The sequence below is a fragment of the Actinophytocola algeriensis genome (assembly GCF_014203735.1).
In the GTDB taxonomy this organism is placed as follows: Bacteria; Actinomycetota; Actinomycetes; order Mycobacteriales; family Pseudonocardiaceae; genus Actinophytocola; species Actinophytocola algeriensis.
Genome location: NZ_JACHJQ010000001.1, coordinates 1,149,482 through 1,168,026, shown reverse-complemented (window position 1 = coordinate 1,168,026; position 18,545 = coordinate 1,149,482). Strand labels below are relative to the sequence as shown.

Below are 18,545 nucleotides of genomic sequence, written 5' to 3'. Positions count from 1 at the left end.
CCGGCCCACCTGCTGGCAGGATGCGCGCATGTTCCAGAAGGTGATGGCCAGCTTCGGCCAGGGCGGCGCCACAGTGGACGCCCGCATCCTCGACCGGCACGTGCGCCCCGGCGGCACGCTGCACGGTGAGGTCATCCTCGTCGGCGGGCAGCTCGACCAGGAGGTCGAGTCGCTGGCGGTGACCCTGTTGGCCAGGGTCGAGCAGGGGTCGGAGGAGAGCACGACCGACCTGCCTTTCCAGAACGTGCAGCTCGCGGGCAAGGAACTGGTCCGTGCCGGTGCCCAGATCAAGGTGCCGTTCGAGATGCAGATGCCGTGGGAGACCCCGGTGACGACGGTGTTCGGCAAGTACCTGACCGGCATGGCCGTCGGGCTGCAGACGAACCTGAACCTCGCCAGGACCGTGGTCGACCCGCAGGACGTGGACGCGATCCCGATCGAGCCGGTGCCCGCACAGCACCGGATCCTCGACGCGATGACGCGGATCGGGTGGCAGTTCCGGGACGCGAACCTCGTGAAGAACCGGGTCGACGGGGTCGACCAGCAGCTGCCGTTCTTCCAGGAGATCACCTTCACCCCGCCGCCCGCCGTGGCGAACGTGTTCAACGAGGTCGCCGTCACGTTCCTCGCCCGGCCGCGGGACGTGCAGGTCGTGCTCGACGTCCAGAAGCGGGTTCGCGTGCTCAAGGGCGGCGGGCTCGGCGGGCGGGCGCAGCCCCGGCTGGGCTCGTTCGTCGTCGAGTACGCGGCGATGGGGCGCACCAACTGGGAACAGCAGATCGAGGGCTGGCTGCGTGAGGTGGCCAAGCCGAGGGCCATCTTCGACTGACGCGCGAGCAGCCACACCGCGGCCGCGCACCCGCCTATGCTGGGCGAACCGCAGAGTGAGGAGCGCAACCGTGGTGTGGCTGCTGGTGGCGCTGGTCGCCATCGTCGTGATCGTCGTCCTGTCGATCATCGTGATGTACAACGCGCTGGTACGGGCCCGGCACAACTACCAGAACGCGTACGCGCAGATCGACGTGCAGCTCACCCGGCGCCACGACCTGATCCCCAACCTGGTCGAGGTCGCCATGGCCTACATGCGCCACGAGCAGAACACCCTGACCGCGGTGGTCAACGCCCGTGCCGCCGCCATCCAGGCCAAGCAGCAGGCCGCGCCTGCCAACCCGCAGGCGATGGCCGCCCTGGCAGGCGCCGAGAACGCGCTGACCGGCAGCATCGGCCAGTTCTTCCTCGTCAGCGAGAACTACCCGGAACTGAAGGCCAGCGACAACATGCGCCAGCTCGCCGAGGAGCTCACGTCGGCCGAGAACCGGGTCGCCTTCGCACGGCAGGCCTACAACGACGCGGTCATGGTCTACCGCAACAAGCAGGACACGTTCCCGTCGAACCTGATCTCGAACATGTTCTCCTTCGGCCCGGCCGCCTACCTCGAGCTGGACGACCCGGTGAAGCGCGCCGCCCCGCGGATCTCCCTGGGCGACGCCTGATCGGTCAGCTCGGCGAGGTGGTGCAGCGAGTTGCCGAGGTGGTCCGGGCCGAAGGGCGGGAACTGGATGTACTCCCGCACGGACGCGGACACCGCCGACCAGTCGTAGGTCAGCGTGACCGCGGTCTCCGCCGGGCCGAGCGGCACGAGGTCGTACCGCCAGAACCAGCCGCCGAACTCCAGCTCGCCGCCGGGTTTCTCGGTGCCCGTCAGCCAGCCGATGGCGCGCGGCGCGTCGAGCACGACGATCTTGTTGACCACCCGGTAGTCGCCGTCCGGGTGGTCGGTGTGGAACATCTCCATCCGGAAGAGCTGCCCCACCAGGGTCAGCGGCTTCCGGTCGACGCACTCCTGGATCCAGCCCGTCCCGTCGATGGACGCGTGGGTCGCCGGGTCCGCCAGCACCGCGAACACCCGGTCGGCGGGCACGGCGACGGTCAGGGTGGCACTCAGAATCTCGTTCTGCACAGCGGACACGCTCCCGTTCAGTAGGTCCTCCCACCTTCCCCACGAACGGGGCGCGCGGCATTCGACACAGTGCCGAATCTCGGCACGGTGTGCTGGTCGCGGCTCTACACTCGCGTCGTGTCCCAGGTCAGAGCGGTCGTCCGGTAGATGAACTTCTTCCAACGCCAGCAGGATGTCCGCAAGTCGTCGCGCCGCCTGGTCGTGTTGTTCGTCGTCGCTGTGATCACGCTCGTCGTGGTCGTCGACCTGATCGCGTTCTTCCTGCTCGGGCTGTCCGAGCAGAGCGCGGCGACGATCATGAACATGATGATCGGGCTCAGCCTGTTCCTGGTCGTCGCGATCGGGCTGACCTCGTTCTTCCGCACGCTGGTGCTCAAGAACGGTGGTGGTGGCAGGGTCGCGCAGTCGCTCGGCGGCATGCTCGTGGAAGAGAACACCACCGACCCCCGGCTGCGCAGGCTGCGCAACGTCGTCGAGGAGATGGCGATCGCGTCCGGCACCCCGGTGCCCGAGGTGTACGTGCTCCCCAACGAGCAGGGCATCAACGCGTTCGCCGCCGGGTTCACGCCCGCCGACGCCGCGGTCGCGGTCACCCACGGCGCGCTGGAACGGCTCAACCGCGACGAGCTGCAGGGCGTGATCGCGCACGAGTTCAGCCACGTCGTGAACGGCGACATGCGGCTCAACATCCGGCTGATGGGCGTGCTGTTCGGCATCCTCGGGCTCGCCGTCGTCGGCCGGATCCTGCTGCACATCCGAGGTGAGAAGAACCCGCTGCCGCTGATCGGGCTCGTGCTGATGATCGTCGGGTACATCGGGGTGTTCTTCGGCAGGCTGATCAAGGCCGCGGTGTCCCGGCAGCGGGAGTACCTCGCCGACGCGTCCGCCGTGCAGTACACCCGCCAGACCGAGGGACTCGTCGGCGCGCTGAAGAAGATCGGCGGGCTCCCCGAGGGCGCCAAGCTGCGGAACAAGCGGTCCGAGGACGTCAGCCACATGCTGTTCGGCGAGGGCTTCGCGAACTGGTTCGCCACCCACCCGCCGCTGGAGCGGCGGATCCGCACCCTCGACCCGACGTTCGACCCGGCGCAGCTCGCGCAGCTCACCACGGCCTGGCAGGCGCAGGCGCCGAACGGCATGCACGAGGACGAGGTGCTGGGCCTCACCCCGCCGACCGAACGTCCGCTGCCGCCGCGGAACGCGCCCATGCCGGTCCGGCCCGAGGACGTCGTCGCGTCGGTCGGCACCGCCGCGGTGCCGCGGTCGGCCGAGCACCAGCGGGCAGGCTCGATCCTCGCCGCCATCCCCGCACCGGTCCTGGACCGCGCCCGCCACCCCGACGCGGTGCTGCCGCTGGTACTCGGGCTGCTGATGGCCAGGGACCCGCAGGCCAGGACGGCACACCAGATCATCGCGAGCAGGTTCGGCGCCGCGGTCGCGAACGCGGCGGGACAGGAGGCGCAGGCACTGGCGTCACTGCACCCGGTGCTGCGGCTGCCGCTGGCCGAGCTGGCGTTCCCCGTGCTGCGTCGGCGGCCGCGCCAGGAGCAGGACGCGGTGCTCGCGTGCATCCACGCGCTCGCGCAGACGGACGGCGTGCTGGACCTGCACGAGTACTGCCTGTCCCGGCTGCTGCACCGCGAGCTGTACGAGTCGGTGCACCGCACCTCGCCGTGGGGCAGGCGGCGCGCCGGGCGGCAGGCGATCAACCAGGCGGCGGCGACACTGTTCGCGGTGCTCGCGGAAACCGGCAGGCCGGGGCAGGCGGAGGACGCGTACCGTGCGGGACTGGCGCAGGTGGTGCCAGGGCAGCCGCTGCCGTTCGCGCCAGTGCCGCCGGTGCTGCTGGAGAACGTGTGGCCTGCCCTCGACGGCTTGGACGGGCCGGAGAAGCAGTACCTGGTGGCCGGCATGGTGACGGTCATCGGGCACGACGGCGTGATGACCGTGTCGGAGATCGAGCTGCTGCGCACCGTGTGCGCGCTCATCCACTGCCCGCTCCCGCCGCTCGCCGACGCGCGGCCGGAGCAGGTGGCGTCGTGAGCGGAGCTCGCGGAGCGAACGATCGAGCGCAGCCGAGTGGGAAGGACCGCATGCGAGTCAACGAGGAAGTGACGGCCGCGCAGGCCGACGGCCGGGCCGTGGTGGCGCTGGAGAGCACGATCCTGGCGCACGGTCTGCCGCCGGGCCGCAACCGCAAGGTGGCGACCGCCATCGAGGACGCGGTCCGCGCGGCCGGTGCCGTGCCCGCGACGATCGCGGTGCTGGACGGGCAGATCCGCGTCGGTCTGACCGCCGCCGAGCTGGACCGGGTGTGCGCGCCGGACGCGGAGCTCGCGAAGCTGTCCGCCCGCGACCTCGGCCCGGCCGTCGCGCTCAACCGCGACGGCGCCACCACGATCGCGAGCACGTCGGTGATCGCCTACGCGGCGCGGATCCCGGTGTTCGGCACCGGCGGCCTTGGCGGTGTGCACCTGCCCCCGCCGGGCGAGACGAAGTCCTGGGACGTGTCGGCGGACCTGGAGGTGCTGGCGACCACCCCGGTCACCGTCGTCTGCTCCGGCGTGAAGTCGGTACTGGACATCGGCGCGACGATCGAGGTGCTCGAGACGAGGTCGGTGCCGGTCATCGGCTACCGGACGAACTCGTTCCCCGCGTTCTACCGGCGCGAGTCCCGGTACCCGGTGCCGTGGCGCGTGGACACCCCGACGGAGGCGGCGGCCGTGGTCGCGGCGCACCGCGCACAGGGCCCGGGTTCGGGTGTGCTGCTGGCGAACCCGATCCCGGAAGCCAGCGAGATGGACCGAGGACTGCACGACCGCCTCCTGGCGGAAGGCATGGCCAAGGTCGTGGCGGACGACGTCCGAGGCGGCGACGTCACCCCGGTCCTGCTGGAACACTTCCACACGGCCAGCGACGGTGCGAGCCTCGACGCGAACGAGGCCCTCGTGCTGGCGAACGTCGCCCTGGCCGCGGAGGTCGCGGTCGCCCTCACACAGCTCTGAACGGTTCCCCGACGTCGCGTGCCGCTCGAGCACCGCGACCGCGGCCCGGCGGACAGTGCCGTCCACCGGGCCGCGGTCGTGCCGGACTCCTTGCGCGGCAACGAAACTAGACCGCGGCGATCTCCGCCAGCAGTTCGTCCTTGCGGGACGCGGGCAGGAACGACGACCGGACCCCGTTCGCCGCCAGTGCGGCCACTTCGGACTTCCGCAGGCCGAGGGACGTCGCCACCGCCAGGTACTCGCCTTCCAGCGTCGCGCCGAACATCGGCGGGTCGTCGGTGTTGAGGGTCACCACCACGCCGTGGTCGAGCATCCGCCGCACGGGGTGCGCGTCGACCGACGCCACCTGCCGGGTGCGCACGTTCGACGTCGGGCACACCTCCAGCGGGATGCGGTGCTCGGCGAGGTACGCGAGCAGCGCCGGGTCCGCCGCCGACGACGTGCCGTGCCCGATCCGCTCGGCGCCGAGGTCGTGGAGCGCGGACCACACCGTCGCCGGACCGCTGGTCTCGCCGGCGTGCGGCACGCTGTGCAGCCCGGCCTCGCGCGCGGCGGTGAAGAACGGCTCGAACCGCGCGCGGCCCACGCCGATCTCGGGACCACCGAGACCGAGCGCGACCAGCCCGTCCGGCCGCTCACCCAGAGCGAAGGTCAGGGTCTCGCGCCCGGCCACGATCCCCTTCTCGCCGGGGATGTCGAACACCCACGCCAGCTCGACACCGTGCACGTCGCGTGCGGTCGCGCGGCCGGACTCGAGACCCGCGAGCAGCTCGTCGCCCGGCATGCCGTCGAGAACGTGGTTGTACGGGGTGACCGTGACCTCGGCGTACCGCACGTTCTGCGCCGCCAGCTCGGCCGCGAGCCCGGTGACGAGCACGTCGATGTCCCCTCGGTCGCGCAGCATCGACTGCACGGCCCAGTAGACCTTCAGGAAGTGGTCGAAGTCCCGGAACTCGTAGAACGCGGCCAGTTCGGCACGATCCGTCGGCACACCTGCCGAAGGGTGGCGGGCCGCGAGCGCGACCACGGTGTCGACGCTCGCCGAGCCGACGAGGTGGACGTGCAGCTCGACCTTGGGCAGGGCATGGATGTACTCACGCAGCATGAAATGGGCTCCCGGAAAGAGAAAATGTGTACGGACAGGCGAAACGCGGGGCGACTAGGGAGCGAGGTCGCCGCGTTCGGTGTCGCTGCCGTACAGCGGCAGCTTGAAGTCCGTCACGTGCACACCGTAGCTATTCGCGGGCCTGCCCGTACAGCCTCGCGACGACATCCTCGATCTCCGGCTCCTGCACCGACAGGTCCCGCAGCGGCACCGCCTGCGCGAGCCGCGCCACGACCTCGCCCGCGGTGGCCCCCTCCAGGGTCAGCGTCACCCGCTGCCCCTCCACGCTCTCCACCACCGCACCCGGCAACGTGAGCCCTTCCGGCCACGACGCGTCCAGGTCCGCGACGATGCGCCGCTTCGACCGGTACGTGGCGTGCAGCTCCTCGAGCGTCCCGTCGTGCACGACGCGGCCGTGGTCGATCACCACCAGGCGCCTGCACAGCTTCTCGATGTCGGCGAGGTCGTGGGTGGTGAGCACGACCGTGGTGTCACCGTGCGCCGCGACCTCGCCGAGGAACCCGCGCACGGCCTGCTTGCTCAGCACGTCGAGGCCGATCGTCGGCTCGTCGAGGAACAGGACCTTCGGGCCGTGCAGCAGGGCGGCGGTCAGCTCGCCGCGCATCCGCTGCCCCAGCGAGAGCTGGCGCACCGGCGTGTCCAGGAACTCGTCCAGGTCGAGCAGTGAACGGCAGTACTTCAGCCGCATCGCGTGGTCGGCGGCCGGGACGCGGTAGATGTGGCGCAGCAACGTGAACGACTCGGCGAGCGGCAGGTCCCACCACAACTGCGACCGCTGCCCGAACACCACCCCGATCCGGCGCGCGAGCTGGATGCGTTGCGGCACCGGCGTCAGCCCGCACACCGACACCGTGCCACCGGACGGGGTGAGCACGCCGGTCAGCATCTTCAGCGTGGTCGACTTGCCCGCGCCGTTCGGTCCGATGTAGCCGAGCATCTCCCCCTCGGCGACCGACAGGGTCACACCGTCCACCGCGGACACCGTGGTCCGCGTGCGACGGAACCGGCCCGCTTTCTTGCGCACCGTGAAGTCCTTGCGCAGCAACGATGTCTGAATGATCACGATCCCGTACTCCGGTAGTGGCGGACACCGGTTCGCCAGAACAACCCGGCCAACACGGCGACGAGCAACGCGGTCAGCGGCGAGCACCAGCGCACCCAGTCCGGCACCCCGAGTGGGTCCGGCCGGCCGAGCATGGCGAGCGCCGGGAGGTACGCGACGAACGCGAACCCCATGCCGTAGGCGAAGAACCGGCGGAACCACCCGCCGAACACGGTCATCGGGTACGCCGAGACGTCCTTGCCGCCGTAGGTGAAGGCGTTCGAGATCTCGCCGACGTCGATCCACCAGAACGCGACGGTGGCGAAGAACACGAACACCGCGCCGAAGAACACCGCGCCCGCGATCGGCGCGACGAGCACGAGCCCCCAGACCACCGGGGACCACTGGACGGGCGCGTTCAGCAGCGCCACCACGTAGATCACGGTCCCCTGCACGACCCGGCCCGCTCTGCGCGGCGCGAAGTCCATCGTGACCAGCTGCACGAGCGGCGACAACGGCCGCAGCAGGACCGCGTCGAACAGCCCGGTCCGGACGAACACCCGCAGCCGCTCCACGTTGCCGACCGCCAGGTCCGCGAGCGGGAACGACAGGGCGGCGATGCCGACCATCAGCAGCACCTCGCGGCCGCCGAACCCGCCGAGGCTGCCGTTGACCGAGAACAACACCCACACGGTGACGAGGTCGAGCGAGGTCAGGACGGTCGAGAAGAACAGGTCGATCCCGAACGAGAACCGGTACTGCGTCTGACTGCGGATCTGCGCGGTCAGGAGCTTGGAGTACGGCTTAGCCACCCTGCACCACCAGCCGCCGCACCGCCCGCGCCTGCACGACCCGGCCCAGCGCCACCAGCACCAGCACCCACGCGACCTGCCCCGCGACCAGCAGCAGCCCGTGCCCCGTGCCGCCGCGCTCGACCAGCACGTCCAGCGGCGCCTGCATCAGCGACGGGAACGGGGTGCCGACCCACAGCGCCAGCACCAGCCAGTCCGGCAGGACGGTGATCGGGAAGTACAGCCCGCTGCCCGCACCGGACGCGACCAGCCACACCATCTGCGCGCCACGCACGTCGAGCAGCCAGAACGCCGACAACGCCACCAGGTACCGGCATGCGGTACACACCAGCACCGCGAGCAGCACGGACACGGCGAACAGGGCGTAGGTCCACGCGTGCGCGGGCAGGTAGAAGTCGAACGCCAGCAGCCCGACCGCCACCGGGACCACGAACCGGGTCAGCATCGCGTGCCCGGCCCGGCCGACGTCGGCGGCGACGAACGTGGCCATCAGGTCCACCGGCCGCAGCAGGTCGGCGACCACCTGCCCGGTCCGCACCCGCTCCGGCAGCTCCTGCTGGCCCCAGTAGTTGACGACCGCGAGCAGCCCCTGCCCCACCCACACGAACGTGACCAGCTGGGCCGGGTCGTAGCCCGCCATCTGGCCGGTCACCGCGGCGACGGACAGCAACGTGTAGCAGCGGACGAAACCGAAGACGGTGTTGGTGAACGCGCCGGCGAAGGTCGCCTGCCGGTAGGTGGCGTAACGCCGGAACTCCGCCCCCGCGAGCGCGGCGAGCACCCGGACGGTGCTGGTCGAGAGCACGCGGGTTAGCCTCCGAACGGAGCTTGCGTAGTGAGCGTGGAGACCGTCGGAGCTTGCGCAGTGAGCGTGGAGACCGTCGGAACTGGCGTAGTGAGCGTGGAGACCGTCGGAGCTTGCGCAGTGAGCGTGGAGACCGTCGGAACTGGCGTAGTGAGCATTGAGGCGATCTCGCTTGTCCTGGTGCGTGGCGATAGGAGCGGTGTGGGAATCGTGGTCGTCGGCGACGTCGCGTTGGACGTGGTCGCCTCTCATGCCGGATCGATCGTGCACGGCGGGGACGCCAGGGCGAAGATCGCGCTCACGATCGGTGGCGCGGGCGCGAACACGGCGGCGTGGCTCGCGTACAACGGGGTCGAGACGGTGCTGGTGGCTCGGGTGGGCGACGACGTGGCGGGGCGACGCGCATCCGAGGAGCTAACCACCACCGGGGTGCGCTGCGCATTCACAATTGACCCCGACGCCGCGACCTGCACCGTTGTGGTCCTGGTGGACAGCGACGGGCAGCGCAGCATGCTGCCCGACCGCGGCGCGGGCAAGCACCTCGCCGCGTCCGACCTCGACCCCGCGCTGCTGCGCGACGCGCGGCACCTGCACCTGTCCGGCTACGTGCTGCTCGACGAGGAGACCCGCGAGGCAGGCCTCGCGATGCTGGCGGCCGCGCACGACGCAGGCCTGACCACGTCGGTCGACCCGCAGGCGGCGGCGCTGATCACCGACCCCGCGCTGTTCCTGGAGGAACTGCGCGACGTGGACGTGCTGCTGCCGAACCTGGACGAGCTGGAGCGGCTGACCGGCTCACACGACCCGGCGAGCGCCGCCACGCTGCTCGACCGGGTCGGGGCGGTCGCGGTCACCACAGGTCCGGCAGGGGCGAGCTGGGTGGACTCCGACGGCATCGTGTCCGTGCCTGCGGCGCCGGGTGACTGCGTCGACTCGACGGGCGCAGGCGACGCGTTCGACGCCGGGCTGCTGTCGGCGCTGCTCGAGGGCAAGCCGAAGGAGGAGTGCCTGCAGGCGGGTGTGCGGCTGGGCGCCATGGCGGTGGGCAGGGTGGGCGCGCAGCCCGGTCCCGTCAGCCGTCGATGACCGGGTGGTCCCCTTTTTCCAGCGCCATCGGCGTCTGCTCGTAGCGGTTGACGTGCTCCGCCTTGCGGGGCGGCCGGTCGTTCGCGATCAGCACGGCGATCCACGGCAGTGGGATCGACAGCGCCACGAACGCCAGCGCCAGCCACCACGTCTGGTGGAAGATGCCCGCCAGGATCAGGCACGGCATGCGCAGCAACATCATCGTCAGGTACTTGCGTTTGCGCGCCGCGTACTCCTCTTCGTACGACGGCGCCGCCTCGGTGATGAGAACCGGGGTGTCGTCCCGCTCGGACTTCACGACACCACCTCCCAGACCATGGTCGCACCTTCCGGGAGTGATTGCGCCATCCGGGTAGAAGTGCGTTGTCAGGCGGATGAAAGCCGGTATGAAGGTTTCATGACCTTGAGCGGGTTCGAGACCCGGCGGGAATGGCGGCTGAGCCCGCTGGACCGGCTGCGGCACACCGTCACCGAGGCCAATCTCGCCCGCCACCTCGGCCAGGAACCCGCCCGGGTCCTGGACGTGGCGGGCGGCAACGGCATGGCCGCGGTCCGCCTCGCGGCACAGGGCCACGAGGTGACCGTGCTCGACCCGGCGGGCGCCATGCTGCGCGCGGCGATCGACGCCGCGGACGCCCACGGCGTCGCCGACCGGCTGCACGTGGTCCAGGCCGCCGCCCACGACGCGCCAGAGGTGTTCACCGACCACGACTTCGACCTCGTGCTGTGCCACAACCTGCTGCACTACGCGGAGTCACCGGACGAGCGGCGGGCCGTGCTCGCCGCCATCACCGCGCCGCTGCGGCCCGGCGGCCTGCTGTCGGTACTCGGCCCCAACGAGGACTTCGGCCCGGCACAGGCGGTGCTGCGGGACCGCTCACCCGCTCTCGCGCTGCGCGAGCTGGACGGCGGCGCCGACGAGTGGTCCACCCCGGGCACGGTCGGTGAGGTCGTCGCGACGCTCGCCGAGCTGGGCATGGAGGAGATCGTCCGGTACGGGGTGCGGTGCGTGAGCGATCTGATCGCCGAGCAGGACGCGGCCGACCCGGGCTTCATGGCGGACCTGGAGCGGCTCGAGCTGGCGCTGTCGAACCGCATGCCGCACCTGCTCACCGCGCGGTACTACCACCTGGTGGCCCGCCGGTGAGGTGGTCCTGACACCATCTCCCGCGTGCGTGCGGTGGTGGCGAGGGTGTTGTCGGCGAGTGTGACCGTCGACGGGTCCGTGGTCGGCGAGATCAAGGAGCCGGGCCTGCTGGTGCTGCTGGGCATCGCGAATGGGGACACGACCGCCCAGATCGACACGATGGCCCGCAAACTGCACGAACTGCGCATCCTGCGCGACGAGCAGTCGTGCGCGACGACGGGCGCCCCCTTGCTCGTCGTGAGCCAGTTCACGTTGTACGGGGACACGCGCAAGGGCCGGCGTCCGTCGTGGACACAGGCGGCCCGCCCGGAGGTCGCGGAACCACTCGTCGACGCGGTCGTCGCGGCACTGCGCACGCGCGGCGCACACGTGGAGACCGGGCGTTTCGGCGCGATGATGACGGTCGCCTCGGAGAACGACGGACCTTTCACCGTCCTCGTCGAGGTTTGAGCCCGTCGAGCTCTCAGGAAAACCTCAGCATTGGTAGAGCAACCGGTGTGGTGGGGCTGACGTCATCCAGTTGAGATCTCGGGAACGAATCGAGACCCAACGGCGTTTTCCAGAGTGTCCAGCCACCGAGGGCGATCCACCGCCAGGCGGCTCACCGGACACACGGCCGGTGTGACAGAGGACACACCAGCCCGCGAAAGGGGGAGGGAGAGCATGACGGTCCCACAGCAACGCGTGCCGGAGCCCAGCGAGATCGACCTCGATGCCCAGGGCCCCGCGGCCGACCTGGTCCGCGTGTACCTCAACGGCATCGGCCGGACCGCGCTGTTGAGCGCGGCCCAGGAAGTCGAGCTCGCCAAGCGCATCGAGGCTGGTGTCTTCGCCCAGCACATGCTCGACACCGCCGACGAACTCGACAGTACGCGCCGATCCGAGCTACGTCAGCTCGTGAACGACGGGCACGTCGCGAAGAACCACCTGCTGGAGGCGAACCTCCGGCTCGTGGTGTCGCTGGCCAAGCGGTACACCGGTCGCGGCATGCCGCTCCTGGACCTGATCCAGGAAGGCAACCTCGGCCTCATCCGTGCGGTCGAGAAGTTCGACTACACCAAGGGTTTCAAGTTCTCCACGTACGCCACGTGGTGGATCCGGCAGGCCATCACCCGTGGCATGGCAGACCAGAGCAGGACCATCCGGCTGCCCGTCCACCTGGTGGAGCAGGTCAACAAGCTGGCCCGCATCAAGCGCGACCTGCACCAGCAGCTCGGCCGCGAGGCCACTCACGACGAGTTGGCCAAGGAAGTGGGACTGACCCCCGAGAAGGTCTCCGACCTCCTCGACCACGCCCGCGACCCGGTGAGCCTCGACATGCCGGTCGGCTCCGAGGAAGACGCCCCACTCGGCGACTTCATCGAAGACGGCGAAGCGACGGACGCGGAGAGCGCGGTCATCTCGGGCCTGCTCCACGACGACCTGCGCCGAGTCCTCGCCACCCTCGACGACCGCGAGCAGTCGGTCATCCGCCTCCGCTACGGCCTCGACGACGGACAGCCCCACACCCTCGACCAGATCGGCAAGCGCTTCGGCCTCTCCCGCGAACGCGTCCGCCAGATCGAACGAGAGGTCATGTCCAAGCTCCGCCAGGGCGAACGAGCCGAGAAGCTACGCGCATACGCAAGCTGAGCAACCAATTCCGCATCGACGTACGTCCAGACAGCGAGAACCCATTGACACGTGACGCACGCCACGGCACGGTCTAGGGACTGGACTACGCGATGCAGGTGACCAATCACCATCTGTGATCGCCATCTAACGGGAGGTCGCGGCAGCCGGGGGCTGCCGCGGCCTCTCGGCATTTCGGCATTTCGGCATGGACAACCCCGCACAGCGTGGCCAATCCCGCACGACAAAGGCACAACAACAACTGCCCTCAGCGAGCAACACCACACTCCAGGCCCAGGATGACAAGCGGTAACGTCAGGGAATCCCACCACTGACACAGGAGTCCCCAAGGTGACCGCGACCTTCGAGTACACCGAAGCCCTTCCGCTCGGACCTGACACCAGCACCGAATACCGACTGGTCACGGCCGACGGGGTCACGCTCATCGAAGCCGCGGGCCGGAAGTTCCTCGAGGTCGCCCCGGAAGCACTCACCGCCCTGGCCAAGGAAGCCGTCCGGGACATCCAGCACCTGCTGCGCTCCAGCCACCTGGCCCAGCTGCGCGCCATCGTCGACGACCCCGAGGCCAGCGGCAACGACCGGTTCGTCGCCATGGACCTGCTGCGCAACGCGTGCATCTCCGCGGGCGGCGTCCTCCCCATGTGCCAGGACACCGGGACCGCGATCGTCATCGGCAAGCGCACCGAGAACGTGCTCACCGGCGGCGCCGACGAGGCCGCGCTCTCCAAGGGCGTCTTCGAGGCCTACCAGGAGCTGAACCTCCGCTACTCGCAGCTCGCGCCCATCAACTTCTGGGACGAGAAGAACACCGGCACCAACCTCCCCGCGCAGCTGGAGCTGTACCACAAGGACGGCGACAAGCCGGAGTACGAGTTCCTCTTCATGGCCAAGGGCGGCGGCAGCGCCAACAAGACCTTCCTGTACCAGGAAACGAAAGCCCTGCTGAACCCGACGCGCCTGGCGAAGTTCCTCGACGAGAAGCTCCGCAGCCTCGGCACCGCCGCGTGCCCGCCCTACCACCTCGCGATCGTCGTCGGCGGCACCTCCGCCGAGAACACGCTCAAGGTCGCCAAGCTCGCCTCCGCCCGCTACCTCGACAACCTCCCCCGCGAGGGCTCGGCTGGCGGGCACGCGTTCCGGGACACCGACCTCGAGCAGCAGGTCCTCGAGATGACCCGCCAGTTCGGCATCGGCGCGCAGTTCGGCGGCAAGTACTTCTGCCACGACGTGCGCGTCATCCGGCTCCCCCGGCACGGCGCGTCCTGCCCCGTCGGCATCGCCGTGTCGTGCTCCGCCGACCGCCAGGCCAAGGCCAAGATCACCGCGGACGGCGTGTTCATCGAGCAGCTCGAACGCGACCCCGCCCGCTACCTGCCGGACACCACCGACGACGAGCTGACCGACGAGGTCGTCAAGATCGACCTCACCCGGCCCATGGACGAGATCCGCGCCACGCTGTCGTCGCTGCCGGTGAAGACGCGCCTGTCACTCACCGGGCCGCTGGTGGTCGCGCGGGACATCGCGCACGCCAAGATCAAGGAGCGCCTCGACGCGGGCGAGCCGATGCCCGAGTACCTGCGCAACCACCCCGTGTACTACGCGGGTCCGGCCAAGACTCCGGAGGGCTACGCGTCCGGCTCGTTCGGGCCCACCACGGCCGGGCGCATGGACTCCTACGTCGAACAGTTCCAGGCCGCGGGCGGCTCGCTCGTCATGCTCGCCAAGGGCAACCGGTCCCGCCAGGTCACCGACGCGTGCCAGTCACACGGCGGGTTCTACCTCGGCTCGATCGGCGGGCCGGCGGCCAGGCTCGCGCAGGACTGCATCAAGAAGGTCGACGTCCTCGAGTACCCCGAGCTCGGCATGGAAGCCGTGTGGAAGATCGAGGTCGAGGACTTCCCGGCGTTCATCGTGGTCGACGACAAGGGCAACGACTTCTTCGCGGGCACCTCGCAGCCGACGCTGCAGATCGCGTTCCGCCGCTAGCGGCCCGCCGACAGCAGGACCTCCCGGTCCCGCAGCGGCTGTTCGAGGGTGACGGTCACCGGCACCGGCGTCATGACCTGCGTGCACATGGTGCCGTCCGGGCTACCGCCCTGGGGCTGGTCCAGCGGACGCACGACGATCTTCACCGCGTCCGCGGACTGGTCGACGACCATGGCCTCCGCACCGGAGCAGCCGCTGCTCGCCGACGCGAACAGCTGCAGCGAGAAACCGTCGTTGTACTGCCACACCTTGTTGCCGAACTCGACGTACTGCGGCAGCGCGGTCGCGTCGACCTGCCCAGCGGGCACCTCGGTCACGCCCGCGGGCACGACCGGGCCGTCCGCGCCGATGGTCACCGGGGGCTCACCGCTCACCGGGTCCTGCGGCTTGCCCGCCTCCGGTGGCTGCGGGGTGGCCACGTCCGACGGGGTCGGCGGCTCAGGCGCCGTCTTGGACGGCTGCTCTGACGACGTCGTGGTGGTGGTCTGGTCGGACGCGGCAGGGGTGGACGCGTCCCCGCACCCGGCGAGCACACCGAGTGCGAGCGCCGCGGCGGCGGTGGTCAGCAAAGCCCTCATGGGGGAAGGACGGTAGCCGCGCCCTCCCCGGTTGCACGAGAGCGAGCGGGCCCGCGAGCAGCGAGCGGAGCGAGCCAGACCAGACGGTGCCCGGTCACGCGGGGGCGTCGCGTGACCGGGCACCAGGGGGAGGGTGCTTGTGTTGTGGGTCAGGCCTTGCGCTGCTCGGTCTTCAGCACCACCGTGCGGTCGGCCAGCGGCGCGTCCAGCTCGGTGGTGATCTTCGGGTAGCGCAGGTCCATCGTGCAGGTCTTCGGCTCAGCGGGCTGCGTCTCCACCATCAGCACCACGACCTGCGTGTCGGTCTGCTCCGGGATCTCCACGCTGGCCTTGCCGCAGCCGCCTTCCTGGGCGACCACACCCACGGACATCCCGTCGTCCTCGGTCCACACCAACTGCGGGTAGCCCTTCGGCAACTGGGAGTTGTCGATCTGCGTCTTCGCGACCGCCTCACCACCGGCAGGGGGCGTCCGCGCAGGCTGACGATCAGGTGTGGCCGACTCCGACGTCGCGGTGGGCTCGGTCGTGCCGGTACCCGGCTCCTGGTTCTCTTGCGTGTTGGCGCAAGCGCTCATGACCAAGAGCAGAACGCCAGCGCCAACAACGGTTCCTAGGCGTTTCATGTGCAGAGGACGCAGCTGTCGCCGAACGCGGTTGCAAGCCTTTCGACAAACCCTACTTTCGTAGGAAAGTCAGTGATCGGAGCCTGCGCGGCCCGCTGTCCTGCCGCGACGGCGGCGGCCCGACCTTCACCCGCGCGCCGACCGCCTGCGCACCCGCCTGCGCGGCCAGGATCGGTTCCAGCAGGAGCCACCGGACCTCCGGCACGTCCTCGGCGAGCGCCGCGACCCGCAGCACCAGGTCGGCCAGCGCGTCCAGGTCCGCGGGCTCGGTGCCGCGGTAGCCGGTGAGCAGCGGGGCGGCCTTCGGGGCGCGGACCAGTGCGGCGGCGTCCACGTCGGTCAGCGGCAACGCGCGGTAGGCGCGGTCGCCGAGCAGGTCGGAGACCACACCGGACAGTCCGAACGAGACGAGCGTGCCGAACGACGGGTCGTCGCGCAGCCCGATCGAGCAGCCGATTCCCTTGCGTGCCATACGCTGCACGTAGATGTCGGCCACCTCGGTCAGCTCGGTGAGGTCGGCGAACGCGGCCCGCACGGCCTCCGCCGTGGCCAGGTCGAGCCGCACGCCCTCCAGATCGGAGCGGCGCCACCACCGCTCGCCGGTGGCCTTCACCGCGACCGGGTAACCCAGTTCCTCCGCCACCGCGACCGCCTCGTCGGCGGAGGCGACGGCCCGGTGCGGGGCGATCTCGATGCCGTAGCAGGAAAGCAGCCGTACGGCCTCGGCGTCGGTCAGCTCAACCAGCCCGTCGTCCACCTCGGACAGACGGGACTCGACCAGTGTGCGTGCGGTCTCGACGTCCACACCCTCCGGCCGCACCAGCTCGCCCTGTGGCGCGGACCGCCAGGTCGCGTACCGGGTGGCGCGGGCCAGCGCGAGCACGGCACGTTCCGGGCTCGGGTAGGACGGGATCGAGCCCCGGGCGGGCGAGCCGTCCTTGCCGCGCACGGCCAGCTCGGCCGGAATGCCTTCGGTGGCAAGGAAGGTCGACACGATCGGTTTCGTGCCGCCCTCCTCGGCGGCCGCGTCCCGCAGCGCCCGCGCGTACTCGGCGCCCGGGATCGACAGCGGCGGCACGAACACCACGACGAGCGCGTCGACCTCGTCGCCGCGCAGGTGCTCGCGGACCGCGGCGGCGAGCACGTCCGGGCCGGCCGAGGCACCGACGTCCACCGGCTGGCCCGCCAGCTCCAGCCCCTGGCCGAGCGCGGCGTCGGCGGCCAGCACACCGATCGCGGACGAGTTGCCGACCACCGCGACCCGGCCGCCGCGCGGCAGCGGCTGGTGCGCGAGCAGCAGCCCGGTGTCGAAGAGTTGCGCGAGCGACTCGACCCGGATCACGCCTGCCTGCTCGAACAGCGCCTGCACGCTCGCGTCGTCGACCGCGACCGAGGTCGCGGCCAGTGCGGGCAGCACGGCGTTGCGGCCGGACTTCACCGCGACGATCGGCTTGACGCGGCCGAGCCTGCGGGCGAGGCGGGCGAACTTGCGCGGGTTGCCGAACGACTCCAGGTACAGCAGCACCACGTCGGTCGCCGGGTCGGTCTCCCAGTACTGCAGCAGGTCGTTGCCGGAGACGTCGGCGCGGTTGCCCGCGGACACGAACGTCGACAGGCCCAGCCCGCGTGCGGCGGCGTCGGCGAGGATCGCGGTGCCGAGCGCACCGGACTGGCTGAAGAACCCGCTGCGGCCGCGGCCGGGCACCTTGGGCGCGAGCGTCGCGTTGAGCCGCACGGCCGGGTCGGTGTTGACCACACCGAGGGCGTTGGGCCCCACGACCCGCATGCCGTGCGCCCGTGCTTCGGTGACCAGCCTGCGTTCGGCGCCCTCACCGGCCGGGCCCGCGTCGCTGAAGCCGGACGCGATCACCACGAGCGCTTTCACCCCCTTGGCGAGGCAGGCGTCCATCACCTCGTCCATGTGCTCGGCGGGCACCGCGACGACCGCGAGGTCGACGGGGTCGGGGATGTCGAGCACGCTGGCGTAGGCCCGCACGCCGCGCACCGACCGGTGCTCGGCGTTCACGGGGAAGACGGGCCCGGCGAAGTCGGCGCGCAGGAGGTTCCCGAGCACCGCGTAGCCGATCTTGTCCGGGTCGGTGGAGGCGCCGATCAGCGCGACCGAGCGCGGGTGCAGCAGGTTGTGCACGCTGCGGGCCTCCGCCGCCTGCTCCCTGGACCGCGCGACGGCGACCGACTCCTCGGTGGGGTCGATGGCGAACTCCAGGTGGAAGACGCCCTCCTCCATCTCGCGGGTCACCTGGTAGCCCGCGGCACGGAACACGCCGAGCATGGCGGAGTTCTCGGCCAGCACCTCGGCGACGAACCGCTCGATGCCGACCTCGCGCGCCGCGGCCGCGAGGTGCTCGAGGAAGATCGGCCCGAGGCCGCGGCTCTGGTGGCGGTCCTCGACGACGAACGCGACCTCGGCGGTGGGCCCGTGGTCGATGCGCTCGTAGCGGGCGACCGCGACGATGTCGTCGCCGAGCAGCGCGACGAACGCGACCCGGTCGTGGTGGTCGACCGTGGTGAACCGCTCGAGGTCGCGCGGCGGTATCTGGGGGTAGGCGCCGAAGTACCGCAGGTAGCGGGTGCGTTCGGACATGCGGCCGTGGAAGGCGAGCAGCGCGTCGGCGTCGCTCGGCACGATCGGCCGCAGGTGGACGGTGCCGCCGTCGGACAGCACCAGGTCGGCCTCCCAGTCCCTGGGGTAGTCGAACGGGTCCCGCTGGTCGGCGGCCAT

18 protein-coding genes are annotated in these 18,545 nt (G+C 70.6%); 9 read left to right on the top strand and 9 right to left on the bottom strand.

Annotation, left to right across the window (positions count from 1 at the left end; all coding sequences use genetic code 11):
* The first annotated feature begins 28 nt into the window (after positions 1 to 28).
* Both FHR82_RS05540 and FHR82_RS05535 read left to right on the top strand, forming a co-directional pair.
* Complete coding sequence (locus tag FHR82_RS05540; protein ID WP_184809093.1) at positions 29 to 829, top strand: sporulation protein; 801 nt, start codon at positions 29 to 31, stop codon at positions 827 to 829.
* Positions 830 to 899: 70 nt separating this feature from the next.
* Complete coding sequence (locus FHR82_RS05535; protein WP_311770885.1) at positions 900 to 1,493, top strand: LemA family protein; 594 nt, start codon at positions 900 to 902, stop codon at positions 1,491 to 1,493.
* Here FHR82_RS05535 and FHR82_RS05530 read toward each other — a convergent pair.
* On the bottom strand, positions 1,430 to 1,960 hold the full coding sequence (locus FHR82_RS05530) for an SRPBCC family protein (RefSeq protein ID WP_184809092.1): 531 nt from the start codon (positions 1,958 to 1,960) through the stop codon (positions 1,430 to 1,432). The genes FHR82_RS05535 and FHR82_RS05530 overlap by 64 nt on opposite strands.
* Positions 1,961 to 2,107: 147 nt before the next feature.
* On the opposite strand from FHR82_RS05530, the gene FHR82_RS05525 reads away from it, so the two are divergent.
* Positions 2,108 to 4,003: a M48 family metalloprotease gene (locus tag FHR82_RS05525; RefSeq protein WP_184809091.1), complete on the top strand. Its 1,896-nt coding sequence runs from the start codon at positions 2,108 to 2,110 to the stop codon at positions 4,001 to 4,003.
* Between the two features lie 50 nt (positions 4,004 to 4,053).
* The gene (locus tag FHR82_RS05520) at positions 4,054 to 4,965 is read left to right on the top strand and encodes a pseudouridine-5'-phosphate glycosidase (RefSeq protein ID WP_184809090.1); all 912 of its coding nucleotides are present in this window, start codon (positions 4,054 to 4,056) and stop codon (positions 4,963 to 4,965) included.
* A gap of 106 nt (positions 4,966 to 5,071) precedes the next feature.
* Here FHR82_RS05520 and add read toward each other — a convergent pair whose 3' ends face one another.
* The 4 genes from add to FHR82_RS05500 all read right to left on the bottom strand — a co-directional run bounded on the left by add (position 5,072) and on the right by FHR82_RS05500 (position 8,750).
* Entirely contained in the window at positions 5,072 to 6,070 is a 999-nt protein-coding gene (add, locus tag FHR82_RS05515; RefSeq protein ID WP_184809089.1) for an adenosine deaminase, read from the bottom strand.
* Between the two features lie 130 nt (positions 6,071 to 6,200).
* Positions 6,201 to 7,154: an ABC transporter ATP-binding protein gene (locus FHR82_RS05510; protein ID WP_311770884.1), complete on the bottom strand. Its 954-nt coding sequence runs from the start codon at positions 7,152 to 7,154 to the stop codon at positions 6,201 to 6,203.
* Positions 7,151 to 7,945: an ABC transporter permease gene (locus FHR82_RS05505; protein ID WP_184809088.1), complete on the bottom strand. Its 795-nt coding sequence runs from the start codon at positions 7,943 to 7,945 to the stop codon at positions 7,151 to 7,153. Before FHR82_RS05505 ends, FHR82_RS05510 begins: the two co-directional genes overlap by 4 nt.
* On the bottom strand, positions 7,938 to 8,750 hold the full coding sequence (locus FHR82_RS05500) for an ABC transporter permease (protein ID WP_184809087.1): 813 nt from the start codon (positions 8,748 to 8,750) through the stop codon (positions 7,938 to 7,940). The genes FHR82_RS05505 and FHR82_RS05500 overlap by 8 nt, the downstream gene beginning before the upstream one ends.
* Before the next feature lie 201 nt (positions 8,751 to 8,951).
* Here FHR82_RS05500 and FHR82_RS05495 point away from each other — a divergent pair, with 201 nt between their 5' ends.
* On the top strand, positions 8,952 to 9,836 hold the full coding sequence (locus tag FHR82_RS05495) for a carbohydrate kinase family protein (protein WP_184809086.1): 885 nt from the start codon (positions 8,952 to 8,954) through the stop codon (positions 9,834 to 9,836).
* On the opposite strand, the gene FHR82_RS05490 is transcribed toward FHR82_RS05495, so the two are convergent.
* Positions 9,823 to 10,134, bottom strand: coding sequence for a DUF3099 domain-containing protein (locus tag FHR82_RS05490; protein WP_184809085.1), 312 nt, complete (start codon positions 10,132 to 10,134; stop codon positions 9,823 to 9,825). The genes FHR82_RS05495 and FHR82_RS05490 overlap by 14 nt on opposite strands.
* A gap of 99 nt (positions 10,135 to 10,233) precedes the next feature.
* On the opposite strand from FHR82_RS05490, the gene FHR82_RS05485 reads away from it, so the two are divergent.
* The 4 genes from FHR82_RS05485 to FHR82_RS05470 all read left to right on the top strand — a co-directional run bounded on the left by FHR82_RS05485 (position 10,234) and on the right by FHR82_RS05470 (position 14,601).
* The gene (locus FHR82_RS05485) at positions 10,234 to 10,983 is read left to right on the top strand and encodes a methyltransferase domain-containing protein (RefSeq protein WP_184809084.1); all 750 of its coding nucleotides are present in this window, start codon (positions 10,234 to 10,236) and stop codon (positions 10,981 to 10,983) included.
* A gap of 24 nt (positions 10,984 to 11,007) precedes the next feature.
* On the top strand, positions 11,008 to 11,433 hold the full coding sequence (dtd, locus tag FHR82_RS05480) for a D-aminoacyl-tRNA deacylase (protein ID WP_184809083.1): 426 nt from the start codon (positions 11,008 to 11,010) through the stop codon (positions 11,431 to 11,433).
* Between the two features lie 213 nt (positions 11,434 to 11,646).
* Complete coding sequence (locus tag FHR82_RS05475) at positions 11,647 to 12,615, top strand: sigma-70 family RNA polymerase sigma factor (RefSeq protein ID WP_184809082.1); 969 nt, start codon at positions 11,647 to 11,649, stop codon at positions 12,613 to 12,615.
* A gap of 330 nt (positions 12,616 to 12,945) precedes the next feature.
* A complete protein-coding gene (locus FHR82_RS05470) occupies positions 12,946 to 14,601 on the top strand; it encodes a fumarate hydratase (protein ID WP_184809081.1) in 1,656 nt (551 codons plus the stop codon).
* Here the strand turns inward: FHR82_RS05470 and FHR82_RS05465 are convergent.
* The 3 genes from FHR82_RS05465 to FHR82_RS05455 form a co-directional block, all read right to left on the bottom strand.
* Positions 14,598 to 15,179 (bottom strand): hypothetical protein, encoded by a 582-nt coding sequence (locus FHR82_RS05465; RefSeq protein WP_184809080.1) that lies wholly within the window; start codon positions 15,177 to 15,179, stop codon positions 14,598 to 14,600. The two genes, FHR82_RS05470 and FHR82_RS05465, sit on opposite strands and share 4 nt — an antisense overlap.
* A gap of 149 nt (positions 15,180 to 15,328) precedes the next feature.
* Positions 15,329 to 15,754 (bottom strand): hypothetical protein, encoded by a 426-nt coding sequence (locus FHR82_RS05460; protein WP_225943941.1) that lies wholly within the window; start codon positions 15,752 to 15,754, stop codon positions 15,329 to 15,331.
* Positions 15,755 to 15,854: 100 nt separating this feature from the next.
* Positions 15,855 to 18,545 carry a bifunctional acetate--CoA ligase family protein/GNAT family N-acetyltransferase gene (locus tag FHR82_RS05455; RefSeq protein ID WP_184809078.1) on the bottom strand — a complete coding sequence of 897 codons (2,691 nt, stop codon included), beginning with the start codon at positions 18,543 to 18,545 and terminating at the stop codon, positions 15,855 to 15,857.